We start from the raw sequence: 13,880 nt of genomic DNA on the forward strand, positions 1-13,880 counted from the left end.
CCTCAGCCCTTCTCCGCGCCGCTGGTGAGCCCCTCGGTGAGCAGGCGCTCGCTGGCGAAGAAGAGGATCACGATGGGCAGGGTGAGGATCACCGAGCCGGCCATCAGCACCGTCTTGGGCACCTCGACGCCGTCCGCGAGCTGCGCCAGCCCCAGCGACACCGTCCACCGGTGCGGCTTGTCGACCAGGAACAGCAGGGCGAACAGGAACTCGTTCCAGGCGATCATGAAGTCGTACAGGGCGACGGCCATGATGGACGGCGCCGCCAGGGGGAGGCTGACCCGGCGGATGATGCCGAGCCGCCCGGCGCCGTCGATGGCGGCCGACTCCTCCAGGCTGACCGGGATCGTCTCGAAATAGTTGCGCAGCATGTAGACCGAGACCGGCAGGGTCTGCGAGATGTAGACCAGCACCAGGCCGAGCAGCGAGCCGCGCAGCCCGGCCCGGGTGAAGACCACGAAGAGCGGGATGGCGATGACGATCGACGGGAACAGGTAGACCGCCAGGAAGAGGAAGTCGACCTGCCGCCGGCCGAAGAACCGCAGCCGGGCGACCGCGTACGCGCCGGGGATCGCCACGGCCAGCGTCAGCAGCGTCGCCGCGACGGCGACCAGGCCGCTGTTGCGCATGAAGGTCAGGAATCCCTGGCCGCCGTCGTCGACGGCCTTCACCACCTCGGCGTACGTGTCGAAGGTCAGCTCGCCCAGCCCCACGACCAGCGAGCCGGGGTCGAGCAGCAGCCGCTCGATGGGGCGCACCGAGAGCACCAGCATGTAGTAGAAGGGAAAGACGGTGACCAGCAGGAACGCGGCGATCACCAGCCGGCGCAGCCAGCGCAGGCCCACCGTCTCGATCCGGTCCCGGTCCATCAGCCGTCCCTCCGTCCGCCGAAGAAGCGCAGGTACACCACCACGAACACGATGAGCACCACGGCGAGCACGACCGCCTGCGCCGCCGCCGCGCCGATGTCCGTACGCGCGGTCAGGAACTCGTAGACCCGGACGCTCACCACCTCGGTGCCGGCGGCCCCGCCGGTGAGCAGGTAGACGTCGTCGAACTTGTTGAACGTCATGATGAAGCGCAGCACCCCCAGCAGGCCGATCACGGGCAGCAGCTGCGGCAGCAGGATGTGCCGGAACCGCTGGGTGGGCGTGGCCCCGTCGACCCGGGCCGCCTCCTCCAGTTCGCCCGGCACCGCCTGGAGCCGGGCGAGCAGGAACAGGAACGCGAAGGGGAAGTAGCGCCACGCCTCGAAGGCGACGACCGTGGCCAGGGCCGTCGACTCCTGGGACAGGAACGGCACCGGGGTGTCCCAGCCGAGGAACCGCCGCCCCCAGTCGTTGACGATGCCGAGCTGCGGGTCGAGCATCACCTGCCAGACGAAGGTGACCGCGACGACCGGCGCCACGTACGGCAGCAGCATCGACGCGCGCACCAGGGTGCGACCCCGGAACGGCCGGCGTACGACCAGCGCCGCCACCAGGCCGAGCACGATCGAGCCGGCGGTGCTGGCCACGGCGTAGACCAGCGTGGTCCACAGCGTGTCGGCGAAGCCGGGGGTGTTCAGCACCCGCTCGACGTTGTCCATCGTGAACTCGCCGAACAGCCGGGTACGCCGCAGCGTCGCCAGGCGTACCCGCTGGAAGGCCAGCACGACGGTCCAGACGATGGGGATGCCGATCACGGCGACCACGACGAGCAGGGTCGGGGCGACCAGCGCGAGCCCGGCGCGAGACTCGCGGCGGCGCAGGGTCAGTGGTCTGCGGCGGCGGGCCGGGGCCGGCCGCTCCCGGGCGGGGGAGCGGCCGGTGTCCGGTGGGGCGGTGGTCAATTGACGCCCGCCTTGATCGCCTCCACGTCCTTCTTCGCCCGTCCGGCGGCCGCGGCGGCGTCGGTCTTGCCGGCGACCACGTCGTTCAGGGCCTTGGGCACCGGCAGCTCGCCGAGGATCGCGCCGACGAGTTTGCCCTGGCCCTGGGTGAGCCCCCACCGCTGGAAGGTGTCGGGGCTGCGGCGCAGACTGGCGAGCACCTCCTCGCCGTAGACCTCGGCGAGCGGCTTGCGGGTGTCGACGCCGGCCTGGCTGGTGTTCCAGGCGGTGAGGAACTTCTCCGGCTCCTGCCCGGTGCCCTTGCGGACGGGGAAGCGCCCCTCGGGGGACATGCCGAACCAGCGCGGGTAGCCGTCGCCGAGCATGTGCTCCACGAAGGACCTCGCCGGGTCGGCGGCGGCGCCGTCGAGCACGGCCCAGGAGCTGATCTCGCCGTACTGGGCGGGTTCGACGCCGTTCGGGCCCTTGATCGCGGTGACGAAGCCGCTGTTCTTCGCGAGGAACGCCGGGTCGGCCTGGCACTGCGGGCAGGTCGGCCTGGCGTCGTCGCGCAGGCCGGCCAGCTCGTCGAGGATGAACGGCGACCAGACCAGCATGGCCGCCTTGCCGGCGAAGTAGGTGGCCCGGGTGGTGTCGACGTCCTGCGCGCCCCTGACCGAGCTGGTGCGCATCAGGTCGCCGTAGAACCGGAACGCCTCGACGCACTCCGGGGAGTCCAGCTTCACGGCCCCGGAGTCGTCGGTGAGCTGGCAGTTGTTGGCCAGCGCGAGATGTTCGAAGGTCTGCTGGGTGAACACGTCGCCGGGGGCGGTGGCGGCGGTGACGCCCGCGACGCCGCCGGCGTTGAGCCTCGTCGCGGCGGTGGCGATCCTCTCGTACGTGTCGGGGGCGGGCAGCCCTGCGGCGGCGAACAGGTCCTTGCGGTAGACGAGCAGCTGGCCCCAGCCGTCGCTGGGCACGGCGAGCTGCCTGCCGTCGTCCGCGGTCAGCTCCAGGGCCCGCGGCGAGAAGGTCTGCCTGCCGAGCTTGTCGACGACCTCCGCGTTCGCCGAGGAGTGCAGCAGTTCGTTGCCGGCGAGGGTACGCACGCCGGCGAGCGACACCGAACCGACCACGTCGGGCAGTTCGCCGGCGGCAGCGCTGGTGGCGATCAGGGCGGGGAACTGGTCCTCGTTGACGGTGACCAGGTCGACGGCGATCCCGGTGCTGGCGGTGAAGTCCGCGATGATCGCCTTGGTGGCGGTGACCCGGTCGGCCACGTCCTCCAGGCTCCACACGGTGATCTTCCTGCTGTCGCTGTCGGATCCTTCGTCGCCGCAGCCCAGCAGAGTGGCCCCGGTGACTGCCATGATCAGGGTGGCGGCGAGTATCCGCATCGGAGGTGCTGACATCGGTGGCACTCCTCTCGAAGGGTATACAAGGGATTCAACCCCTTCGATTGATCAATTACAAGACATATGCCGATTTATTGCCTACGATGGAGCCCAGTGCTACCGGGATGTGACTCATGGTCAACTGGGTTGTCTCACTCGCCGGGCCCCGACGGATCAGCCTCGAGCCTTGCCCCCCGGACCCGCTCGGCCCCGGTCGGGTCCGCGTCCGCACCTGCTACTCCGGCATCTCGGCCGGCACGGAGCTCACCCTCTACCGGGGCAGCAACCCCCGGCTGAGCAAGGACTGGGACGACGTCAGCCGGATGTTCGTGCCCCGGCAGACCGCCGTGCCGTACCCGCTGGTGGGCTTCGGCTACGAGGAGGTCGGCGAGATCGTCGAGGTCGCACCCGACGTGGCCGACCGCCGGGCCGGGCAGGTCGTCTGGGGCATCTGGGGGCACCGCGCCGAGGCCGTCGTGCCCGCCGACACGGTGCACCCGCTGCCCGCCGGGCTGGACCCCCTCGCGGCGGTCTTCGCCCGCCCGGGGGCGATCGCCCTCACCGCCGTACTCGCCGGCGACCTGCACCTGGGCGACTGGGTCGCGGTCTTCGGGCAGGGCGTCATCGGCCTGCTCGCCACCCGCCTCTCCGCCCTCTCCGGCGCGCGCGTGGTCGCCGTCGACCGGGTGCCCGCCCGGCTGGCGCACGCCACCCGACTCGGCGCCCGGCTCGTCGTCGACGCGGGCGCCGAGTCCGCCGCGGCCGTGCTGCGCCGGGCCACCGGCGGCCGGGGCGCGGACGTCTGCCTGGAACTGTCCGGGGCGTACCCGGCGCTGCACGAGGCGATCCGCTCCACCGCCCACGCCGGTCGCGTCGTGGCCGCCGGCTTCTACCAGGGACAGGCCGACGCGCTCGGCCTCGGCGAGGAGTTCCACCACAACCGGATCCAGCTGGTGGCGGCCCAGGTCTCCGGGCCGACCCCGGCGCCCGGCATGGCCGGCCGGTGGACCGGGGCCCGCGTCGCACACACCTTCATGGACCTGGTGGCCGAGGGCAGCGTCGACCCGCTGCCGCTCGTGAGCCACGTCGTCGACGCGAGCGCGGTGGCCGACGCGCTGGCGCTGCTCGACCGCGGTGACGCGGACGCCCTCCAAGTGGTGCTGAGGTTCCCATGACGATTCCCCTGGCCTGCCAGGAACAACTCCTGCCGGGCACCGACCTGATCCAGAAGTACGCGCTCGCCACCGCGCTCGGCTACGACGCGATCGAGCTGCGCGGCTCCGGCGACCTCGGCCTCGCCCGCCGGCTGCCCGAGCTGCGCCGGGCCCGCGCCGCCGGGGTGGTCATGCCCACCGTCTGCGTGGAGATGGACCACTTCATCGGCGACTTCGACCCCGAGCGCTCCCGCGACGCCGTACGCAACCTGCGCTCCCAGCTCTCCGTGATCGCCGAGCTGGGCGGCGTCGGCGCGATGACCCCGGCCGCGTGGGGAATGTTCTCCCGGCGGCTGCCGCCGTTCGAGCCGCCCCGCCCACCCGCCGCCGACCGGCAGGTGCTCGTCGACGCCCTGGGCGAGCTGGGGGAGCACGCGCGCGCCGAGGGGGTCACCCTCTTCCTGGAACCGCTCAACCGGTACGAGGACCACATGGTCAACCGGCTCGCCGACGCGGTCGCCCTCTGCGCGGCCGTCGGGCTGCCCACGGTGCGGGTGGTGGCGGACACCTTCCACATGAACATCGAGGAGGACGACGTGCACCGGGCGCTGCGCGCCGCCGCCCCGTACCTCGGGCACGTGCAGGTCAGCGACTCCAACCGCTACCAGCCCGGCGCCGGGCACCTCGACTGGCCGGCGCTGCTCCGCACCCTGCTGGAGATCGACTACCGGGGCTGGCTGGCGCTGGAGTGCCGGCTGCGCGGCGACCCCGTACGCGCCCTGCACCAGGCCGCCGCCGTGCTGCGCCACGCCCAGCCCCGGCAGGCGGCGGCGTGAGCACCGGGACCGCAGGCGGCCCGCCCACCGCCGTCGACCCCGGCGCCCACGACCGGGGGGCCCTGCGCCGCCTCGCCGTCGCCACCCTCGACGCCAACTGGGAACACGACCACACGGTGCCCTCGCGCACCCTCTACCCGCACCAGTGGAGCTGGGACTCGGCGTTCATCGCCATCGGCTGGTCCCACTTCCGCCCCGAGCGCGCCTGGTGCGAGCTGGCCAGCCTGTTCCGCGCCCAGTGGGTCGACGGGCGGGTGCCGCACATCGTGTTCAACCCGGCCCTGCGCGTCGGCTCGTACTTCCCGGGGCCGGAGTTCTGGGAGTCGGGGCTCGCCGAGGGCGCCCCGGCGGCCGCCACCTCCGGGCTGATCCAGCCGCCCGTGCACGCGCCCGCCGCCTGGCTCGCGTACCGGCGGTGCCCCTCGGAGCAGGCGCGGGCCGCGCTGCGCCGGCTCTACCCCCGGCTGGTGGCCCAGCAGCGTTACCTCGCCACCCGCCGGGACGTCGGCGGGGGCGGGCTGGCCTGCATCGTCCACCCGTGGGAGTCTGGGCTGGACAACAGCCCCGCCTGGGACGCGCCGATGGCGGCGGTGCCCGCCGACGCGGCCGTCATGCGCGCGTACCGCCGGCACGACACCGCGCACGCCGACGCCGCGCACCGACCCACGGACCTCGACTACGCGCGCTACGTCGCGATCGTGGCGTCCTACCGCGAGCGCCGCTACCGCGACGACGACCTCGCCGGCCGGCACCCGTTCCTGGTGGAGTGCCCGCTGGTCAACGCCGCCATGGGCGCCGCCGAGCACGCCCTCGCCCGGATCGCGCCGCTGGTCGGCGCCGACCCCGGCCCGCACCGGGAGCGCGCCGCGCGGATCACCGAGGCCCTGGTGCGCCGGCTGTACGACCCGGCGACGGGCGTCTTCCACCCCCGGGACCTGCGCGCCGACCGCCTCGTGCCGGCCCGGACGGTGCTCGGCCTGGCCCCGCTGGTCCTGCCCGACCTGCCCGCGCGGCAGGTGTCGGCGCTGGTCGCCGAGGCCTGCTCGCCGCGCTTCGGGCTGGCCGCCCGGATGGACCGGCCGCTGCCCAGCCACGACCGCACCGCGCCGGACTTCGAGCCGCTGCGCTACTGGCGCGGGCCGAGCTGGATGAACGTCAACTGGCTGGTACGCCGGGGACTGCTGCGCCACGGCCGCCCCGACCTGGCCGCGGGCCTGCGCGACTCGATGATCGAGCTGGTGGCCGGCGCCGGCTGCCACGAGTACTTCCACCCCGACACCGGGGCCGGGCTGGGCTCGCCGGCCTTCGGCTGGACGGCCGCGCTGCTGCTCGACGTCCTCGCCGACGACCCGGCCGGCTGATCCCGGCCGGGCGTCCCCGGTCAGCCGGCGGGTACGACGTCCGTCGACGGCCCCGCGCCCCAGGGCCGGCCGGACGGCGGGGTCGTTTGCCGGTGCCGGGCGCGGGTAAGCGCGGGGCCGCTGACGACAGGAGGCTGCCGTGCGGTTCCCCCTCTTCGTCGACGCGGTGTCCCGCCGCGCCGGACTACCCACCGCCCAGGCCGCCACGATCGCCCGCGCCGTGTTGCAGACCATGGTGGAACGGATGAGCGGCGGCGCGACCGGTCGCCTCCCCGACGAACTCGACGGCTATCTCGCGGAGGCCGGTGCCGGCGACGGCCCGCCCGGCGCGCCCGGTCCGGCGGACTTCGTGCGACGGGTGGGGGAGCGGGCCGGGACGGACGAGGCCACCGCCCGGGCGGGAACCGGTGCCGTCTTCGCCACCCTGCGGGAGGCGGTCACCGTCGACGAGTTCCGCGACATGGTGGCCCGGCTGCCCCGGGACTTCGACGGCATGACCCAACCGATCCCCCGACCCGACGACGCCTGACCGGCCACCCGCCACCGCCCGCGCACCGTCGCGGCGGCCCGCCACGCGGATCCTCGCGGGCGGGCATCGCGCCTTATGCTGCTTCCGACCCGAAGGTATAGGCAGATCATGAGGCCCCTCCTGGAGCATGGTGGTCGGCCCGAACGCGGTCGGCCCGCCGATGCCTCGGAGGGCGCCGCACCTCGGGTCGCTCCGGCACGCCGGAGCGACCCACCACCCGTTCCGGCGCCAGCGGCACCGGAGCGGCCCCTCTCGACGAAAGGCGCGCGGTGACCTGGTTCCTCTCCGCCGGCGGCTGGCACCCGGCGCCGGTCCAACTCTTCTGCCTGCCCTACGCGGGCGGGGGCGCGACCGTCTTCCGGCGCTGGCAGGACGAGCTCGGCCCCGACGTCGAGGTGCTGCCGGTGCAACTGCCCGGCCGCGAGAACCGGATCAGCGAGAACCCGGTGTTCAAGGTCGTCGACGTCGCGTACGCCATCGCCGAGCGGGCCCGTGGCCCGTACGCGATCTACGGCCACTCGATGGGCGGCCGGGTCGCCTTCGAGGTCGTCCGCGAGCTGCGCCGCGCCGGGCGTCCACTGCCGCTGCGGCTCTACGTCGGCGGCGCCCGCGCCCCGCACGTCAACGCGCCCAGCCACTTCGACGGGCTGTCCCGGGTGGACGACGACGAACTGCTGCGTCGCCTGGCGGCCGGCGGCGGACTGCCGGCGGGGCTGCTGGACTACCCGGAGCTGGTCGAGCTGCTGCTGCCCCTGCTGCGCGCCGACCTCGCCCGGGTGGACGACTACCGCTACACCCCCGAGGAGCCGCTGCCGATGCCGATCGTGGCGTTCAGCGGGCGCGGCGACGACACCGTCTACCGGGAGCACAGCGCCGGCTGGCGGGAGCACACCGCCGCCGGCTTCACCCTGCACGAGATCGACGGCGGGCACTTCTTCCTCAACGAGCGGCTGCCCGACCTGCTCGCCGTGATCCGGGCGGACCTCACCGCCGCCCGCACCGACGCGGCCCCCCGCCAGCACGGGTGAGCCGCCCACCACGGCCGCCGTCCGGGCCGCCATCCCGCTGTCCCGCGGCCGCCCGCCGCGACGGCGGGCGACGACAGGAGCGAGAGCATGAGTGACCGGATCGCCACGCTGCCGATCGTCGTCGAGAACGACGGCCGCGAGCTGACCGAGCTGATCGCCGCCCGCCGCGCGGAGCTGCGGGCGGGCCTGGTCGAGCACGGCGGGCTGCTGTTCCGCGGGTTCGACGTCGGCGGCGTCGAGGGCTTCGACCGGGCGGTGCGGGCGCTGTCCGGCGAGCCGCTGGTCTACACCGAGCGTTCGTCGCCCCGGCACGCCATCGCCGGCCGGGTCTACACCTCGACCGACTACCCGCCGGACGAGGAGATCTTCCTGCACAACGAGAACTCGTACCAGGCCCGCTGGCCGTTGACGTTGTTCTTCTACTGCATCACCGCGCCGCAGACGCGGGGCGCCACCCCGCTGGCCGACGTCCGCCGGGTGTACGCCGAGATCGATCCGGCGGTACGCGAGGAGTTCGTCCGCCGCCGCTGGATGCTGGTGCGCAACTTCCACGGTGACTTCGGCACCCCGTGGCAGCACGTCTTCGGCACCGACGACCGGGCCGAGGTCGAGGCGTACGCGGCGGCGAACCGGATCGAGCTGGAGTGGCGGGGCGCCGACGGGCTGCGTACCCGCGCGGTGCGCGACGTCGTGCACCACCGGCCCGGCTCGGACACCCCGCGCTGGTTCAACCACGCCACGTTCTTCCACGTGAGCACCCTCGCCAAGGACCTCCAGGAGGGGCTGCTGGCCATGTTCGGCACCGACGGGCTGCCGGCCAACACGTACTACGGCGACGGCGGCGAGATACCCGCCGACGTCATGGACCACCTGCGGGCCGCGTACCGGACGGCCAGCGTCCGCTTCGACTACCGGCGCGACGACGTGCTGGTCGTGGACAACATGACCGCCGCGCACGGCCGGGAGCCGTTCACCGGCCCTCGCAAGATCGCCGTCGCGATGGCCGAGCCGCACACCCCCTGATCCGCGTCGCGGCTACCCGTTCCCGTGGCGGCCCGCAGCGTCGGCCTCCGACAGCTCCTGCGGGTCGGTGACCCAGGCGGAGAAGACCGGCAACCCGTGCCACGGGCCGGCCGCGCCGCCGTCGCCCCGCCCGTCGGTGGCGACCGCCACCACCGCGTACGGGTGGCCGAAGCGCAGCTCCGCGACGCGGGCCACCCCCTCCGGCGGCAGGCTGACCGCCGAGGCGAAGCCGGTGACGGCCGCCGCCTCGAAGCCGTACCGGCCGTAGCTGGCCGTCGCCGCCTGGGCCGCCTCGAACTCGAGCCCCGGCGAGTCCAGCAACTCGCCGAACATACCGGCGACGGCGGGGAAGCCCAGCCCGGGGGCGGTCAGCTCGTGCCGGCTGCGGGCCGACCAGCAGGGCAGCACCGCCGTCACCCGCTCCTCCCGGCCGTCCGGCGCGTACGTGTGGGTCGGCTCCTCGCGCAGCGTCCAGAGCGGGCCCTCGCCCAGCGGCACGTCGAACAGGGAACGCCGCTGGGCGGGCAGCTCATGCTCCGGCGTGTCGGCGACGGCCGTCGTCAGCTCCTGGGCCGCCGCGAGGACGTCCCCGGCCGGCCCGTCGGGTGCCGCGACGACGGAGACCACCAGCAGCCCGGCCCCGCCGCCGTCGGCCCCCGCAGACTGGGCGGGGGCGGCGTGCACGGCGACGGTGCCGGCCCGCGCGGTGTCGGCGATCCAGCAGCGGTGGCCGTACTCAGGGCTGCGCAGCACCCGGTGCAGCCCGCCGGCCCAGGCGCTGCCGGGCCCGAGCGCACCGCCCGGCGCCACCTCGAACGGGGCCGCCCACGAGACCCGGGTGGCCAGGGCGCTGGCCAGCACCAGCAGCACCCGCGGCGAGACCTTCAGTGGGAACCCCTCGACGAGGCCGAGCGTGTGCTCGCGGGCCCACGCGTCGAGCCCCGCCTGGTCCGGCAGCGCCCCGGTCGCGGTCGACGCGGGCAGGGCGGCCCGCCACCCGTCGAGCCCGTGCGTCCCGACGCCGGGCCGGTGCCAGAACGCGGTCGCCGAGGGCACCAGCGGATGCGGCGCCGCCAGCAGGGCGTCGGCGGCCGTGGCGGCGGCCTCCACGTCGGTGCCGAGCACCTCCTCCAGCGCCGTGCGGGTCGGGCCGGTGGCGGCCGGTGCGGCGAGCGCCAGCAGCAGCCACGCGCCGAGCGGGGAGGCGACGTGGTGCCCGTCGCCGATCACGGCGTGCAGGCGGTCGGCGTAGCGGGCCAGGGGGGTACGGATGTCGGTGGTCACCGCTTCACTGTGCCCGCTCGGCGGGCTGCCGTCACCACCGGTCGGTCAGCCGCACAAGCCGCGACGGCCGCGCGGGGACCACGGTCGGGGGCGTCGAGGCACCCGGGTGGGGCAGCCGCTCGGGGCGACGACCGGGCCGGTACTCGAAGTGCCACCACTCGTTGTCGTACACCCGGTGCAGGTGGTGGCGCGCGCCGTACGTCTCCAACCAGCGCGCGCCCTCGGCGGGTCGTACGTCGAGGGCCGTGCCCGCGACGTGCCGCGACTCGTGCGGCGGCAGTACCCGCAGCCGGGCCGCCTCCGGGGACCCGGCGCACCGGACCGCCTCGGCGAACAGTCGTGCCTGCTCCTCGGCGGTCCGGTGCCCGGACGTGAGCCCGATCAGCTCACCGTCGCGCCACAGGGCCTGCGCCCGGGCGGCCTCGAAGGCCGCGCGCGTGGCGGGCGTCAGGCCGGTCAGGTCCTCGGCCGGAAAACGCGTCGCCAGCGCCCACTGGCAGGCCACATGCTTCGCCCGCCCGCGCGCGACGACGAACGCCACCGGCAGGAGCACCACCGCGAGAGTCAGCGTGACGGCCTCGTACACGCGATCGCGGCGCCGGGCGGACCGGGCCGCGCTCATGATGTTCGTCTGCCGGGCCAGGCGGACGACGACGGACCTGACCCGTGGCCCGGCCGGCGCCCGCCGTCGACCAGGAAGCCGTCGCCTCGTCGATGCCCCTGACCCGTGGCACTCCACGTCATCGACCGAAATCATGGAGTCAGACTTCCGCAACCGTCACGCGTCGGCCTGAGTACGACTACTCAGCGCGCGGTCGCGGGTCGGTCGGTTTTGTCACCGGACTGTCATGAGACCGAAGGGTCACCTCCAACATCGACGCCGAGAGTGATCGCCGGTCGTCGCCGACGTCCGTGGCGGCCGAGCCCCGGCTGACCCGGACGCCCGCCGCAACGACGTCGGCACCGGCGGCGACAACTTTCCGAGTTCCCGGGCCCCGGACGGGGCGCGGGACAACCCGACATGCGGGCCGACCGGCGCGCGCGGAGCCGGGAACGCGGCCCGCGGACCGGGCAGCCCACGGAGGTCCACAGACCATGACCGTGTCCGCGACAGGTCCGGCAACCGACGACAACACCCCGCCGGGCGACGCACCACCTGAGCCTGGCCGCCCCGCGCAGGGCATCGACCGGACGGTGCTGGGCGTCGCCGCAGCGGTGACCGTTCTCTTCGTCGCGTGGGGCATCGTCGCCACCGACAACCTCGCCTCGGTCACCGACACCGCGCTCGACTGGGTGGTCCGGTCGTTCGGCTGGGTCTTCGTGCTGGCCAGCACCGGCTTCGTGGTGCTGTCGGTCTGGCTGGCGCTCAGCCGGTACGGCCGGATCAAGCTCGGCCGCGACGACGACGAGCCCGAGTTCTCCACCGTCTCCTGGGTGGCGATGATGTTCAGCGCCGGCATGGGCATCGGCCTGATGTTCTGGGGCGCCGCCGAGCCGCTGTCGCACCTGGCGACCCCGCCGCGTGGCCTCAACGAACCGAACTCCCCGCAGGCCGCGCGGGTGGCCATGGAGTACTCCTTCTTCCACTGGGCGCTGCACCCGTGGGCGATCTACGCCGTGGTGGGTCTCGCGCTGGCCTACTTCACCTTCCGCAAGGGTCGGCGCGGCCTGATCAGCAGCGCCTTCTTCCCGCTCATCGGGGAGCGCGCCAACCGGGGACCCGGCCGGGCCATCGACATCTTCGCGATCTTCGCGACGCTGTTCGGGTCGGCCGTCTCCCTCGGGCTGGGCGCCCTGCAGATCAACAGCGGCCTGACGAACCTCTGGGACGTGCCGAAGTCCACCCCACTGGCGATCGGCATCATCGCGGTGCTCACCGTGGCGTTCGTGGTCTCCGCCGTCACGGGCGTCAAGCGGGGCATCCAGTTCCTGTCGAACACCAACATGGTGCTCGCGGTGGCGCTGATGTTCTTCCTGCTCGTGGTGGGCCCGACGGTCTTCGTCCTCAACACGCTCACCGCGTCGACCGGCGGGTACCTCTACGACCTCATCCCGATGAGCTTCCGCACCGGCGCCTTCGGCGGCGAGCAGTGGATGGCGGGCTGGACCATCTTCTACTGGGCGTGGTGGATCTCCTGGACCCCGTTCGTCGGCGCCTTCATCGCCCGCATCTCCAAGGGCCGCACCATCCGCCAGTTCGTCCTCGGTGTGGTGGCCATCCCGAGCCTCGTCAGCTTCGTCTGGTTCTCGGTGTTCGGCGGTACCGCCATCAACCTGCAACTCAACGGCACCGACCTGTCGGCCGCGGTGAAGGAGAGCCCGGAGGCGGCGCTCTTCGCGGTCCTGCGGGAGTTCCCGTTCTTCACCGTCACCGCGATCCTGGTCATGGTGCTGGTGGCGCTCTTCTTCGTCAGCGGCGCCGACGCCGCCTCGGTGGTGATGGGCACGCTCTCCTCGCGCGGCAGCCTGGAGCCGAAGGCCTGGCTCGTCTCCATGTGGGGCGTGCTGACCGGCCTGGTGGCCGCGGTGCTGCTGCTCGCCGGCGGACTGTCGGCCCTGCAGTCGCTGACCATCCTCGCCGCGCTGCCGTTCCTGTTCGTCATGGTCGGCATGGTCGTCGGCCTGCTCCGCGAGCTGCGGCGCGAGCCGGACAGCGCCACGATGGCCCCGGAACTGCGGGCCCTCGTGTCCGCCGGCACGTCATCGGCCGCCACGAGGCCCGAGTCCTCCTGACCCCGGCGCGTGCGGCGCGGGCCGTCCCTTCCCACCGGGGACGGCCCGCGCGGCACGTCCGGTTCCGGCCCGCGGACGTACAATCGTGGACGTCCGTACGGGCGGCGCCTCCCGGCGGCGTCGGGCCGAGCGAGGAGGCGTGTCGTGACCCAGGCCCAGCCGGCTGCCGCGGGGGCGCCACGCCTGATCGTGCTCAACGGGCCACCCGGCTGCGGCAAGTCGACGCTGGCCCGCAGGTACGTCGAGGACCACCCCCTCGCGCTCGACCTCGACATCGACCGGATCCGTGACCTCATCGGGCGGTGGCGTGATCACGCCGGTCCCGCCGGTCTCCTCGCCCGCGCCGTCACGCTGGCGGCGGCCCGGGCACACCTGGCCGGCCGCCACGACGTGATCATCCCGCAGTTCCTCGGCCGTCCCGAGTTCATCGAGCAGGCCGAGCGCGTGGCGCACGACACCGGCGCCCGGTTCCACGAGATCGTCCTGCTCGACGGCAAGGAGAACGCGCTGTGGCGATTCGCCGAACGCAGCCGTACCTCCACGGATCCGGCGCATCTCGACGCCCAGCGCCTGCTCGACCGGCATGGCGGGACCACCGAGCTGGCGGCGATGTACGACCGGCTGCTCGCCGTCGTCGCCGCCCGGCCCGGGACGACGGTGGTGCGCAGCGAGCACGGCAGGGAGGACGAGGCCTACCGCCAACTCCTCGCCTGCCTCAGCTAGCCGTC

13 protein-coding genes are annotated in these 13,880 nt (G+C 73.8%); 8 read left to right on the forward strand and 5 right to left on the reverse strand.

The annotated features are described in order from the left end of the window. Positions 1-2 precede the first annotated feature (2 nt). Genes AB0B83_RS11295 through AB0B83_RS11305 form a run of 3 tightly spaced genes read right to left on the reverse strand, consistent with a single transcriptional unit; the run spans position 3 to position 3,222 of the window. Positions 3-869: a carbohydrate ABC transporter permease gene (locus AB0B83_RS11295; protein ID WP_132240245.1), complete on the reverse strand. Its 867-nt coding sequence runs from the start codon at positions 867-869 to the stop codon at positions 3-5. Continuing rightward, the gene (locus tag AB0B83_RS11300) at positions 869-1,831 is read right to left on the reverse strand and encodes a sugar ABC transporter permease (RefSeq protein WP_357578046.1); all 963 of its coding nucleotides are present in this window, start codon (positions 1,829-1,831) and stop codon (positions 869-871) included. Before AB0B83_RS11300 ends, AB0B83_RS11295 begins: the two co-directional genes overlap by 1 nt. Then, on the reverse strand, positions 1,828-3,222 hold the full coding sequence (locus AB0B83_RS11305) for an extracellular solute-binding protein (protein ID WP_357578047.1): 1,395 nt from the start codon (positions 3,220-3,222) through the stop codon (positions 1,828-1,830). Before AB0B83_RS11305 ends, AB0B83_RS11300 begins: the two co-directional genes overlap by 4 nt. Positions 3,223-3,338: 116 nt before the next feature. On the opposite strand from AB0B83_RS11305, the gene AB0B83_RS11310 reads away from it, so the two are divergent. The 6 genes from AB0B83_RS11310 to AB0B83_RS11335 all read left to right on the forward strand — a co-directional run bounded on the left by AB0B83_RS11310 (position 3,339) and on the right by AB0B83_RS11335 (position 9,135). After that, positions 3,339-4,379 carry a zinc-binding dehydrogenase gene (locus AB0B83_RS11310; RefSeq protein WP_357578048.1) on the forward strand — a complete coding sequence of 347 codons (1,041 nt, stop codon included), beginning with the start codon at positions 3,339-3,341 and terminating at the stop codon, positions 4,377-4,379. After that, positions 4,376-5,194, forward strand: coding sequence for a sugar phosphate isomerase/epimerase family protein (locus AB0B83_RS11315; RefSeq protein WP_357578049.1), 819 nt, complete (start codon positions 4,376-4,378; stop codon positions 5,192-5,194). Before AB0B83_RS11310 ends, AB0B83_RS11315 begins: the two co-directional genes overlap by 4 nt. 62 nt (positions 5,195-5,256) lie before the next feature. Continuing rightward, entirely contained in the window at positions 5,257-6,555 is a 1,299-nt protein-coding gene (locus AB0B83_RS11320; protein WP_357578071.1) for a hypothetical protein, read from the forward strand. A gap of 139 nt (positions 6,556-6,694) precedes the next feature. Then, the gene (locus tag AB0B83_RS11325; RefSeq protein WP_357578050.1) at positions 6,695-7,084 is read left to right on the forward strand and encodes a DUF2267 domain-containing protein; all 390 of its coding nucleotides are present in this window, start codon (positions 6,695-6,697) and stop codon (positions 7,082-7,084) included. A 269-nt stretch (positions 7,085-7,353) separates the two neighbouring features. Beyond that, positions 7,354-8,112, forward strand: coding sequence for an alpha/beta fold hydrolase (locus AB0B83_RS11330; protein ID WP_357578051.1), 759 nt, complete (start codon positions 7,354-7,356; stop codon positions 8,110-8,112). Positions 8,113-8,199: 87 nt separating this feature from the next. After that, on the forward strand, positions 8,200-9,135 hold the full coding sequence (locus AB0B83_RS11335) for a TauD/TfdA family dioxygenase (protein WP_357578052.1): 936 nt from the start codon (positions 8,200-8,202) through the stop codon (positions 9,133-9,135). A 12-nt stretch (positions 9,136-9,147) separates the two neighbouring features. Here AB0B83_RS11335 and AB0B83_RS11340 read toward each other — a convergent pair whose 3' ends face one another. Further along, positions 9,148-10,419, reverse strand: coding sequence for a hypothetical protein (locus AB0B83_RS11340; protein WP_357578053.1), 1,272 nt, complete (start codon positions 10,417-10,419; stop codon positions 9,148-9,150). A 31-nt stretch (positions 10,420-10,450) separates the two neighbouring features. Continuing rightward, positions 10,451-11,041 carry a D-alanyl-D-alanine carboxypeptidase family protein gene (locus AB0B83_RS11345; protein WP_357578054.1) on the reverse strand — a complete coding sequence of 197 codons (591 nt, stop codon included), beginning with the start codon at positions 11,039-11,041 and terminating at the stop codon, positions 10,451-10,453. A 473-nt stretch (positions 11,042-11,514) separates the two neighbouring features. Here AB0B83_RS11345 and AB0B83_RS11350 point away from each other — a divergent pair, with 473 nt between their 5' ends. Together AB0B83_RS11350 and AB0B83_RS11355 are read left to right on the forward strand one after the other, a co-directional pair. Then, complete coding sequence (locus AB0B83_RS11350) at positions 11,515-13,152, forward strand: BCCT family transporter (protein ID WP_357578055.1); 1,638 nt, start codon at positions 11,515-11,517, stop codon at positions 13,150-13,152. Between the two features lie 144 nt (positions 13,153-13,296). Continuing rightward, entirely contained in the window at positions 13,297-13,875 is a 579-nt protein-coding gene (locus AB0B83_RS11355) for an AAA family ATPase (protein ID WP_357578056.1), read from the forward strand. The last annotated feature ends 5 nt before the right edge of the window (positions 13,876-13,880 follow it).

The organism is Micromonospora sp. NPDC049060, assembly GCF_040649055.1.
GTDB lineage: Bacteria > Actinomycetota > Actinomycetes > Mycobacteriales > Micromonosporaceae > Micromonospora > Micromonospora reichwaldensis.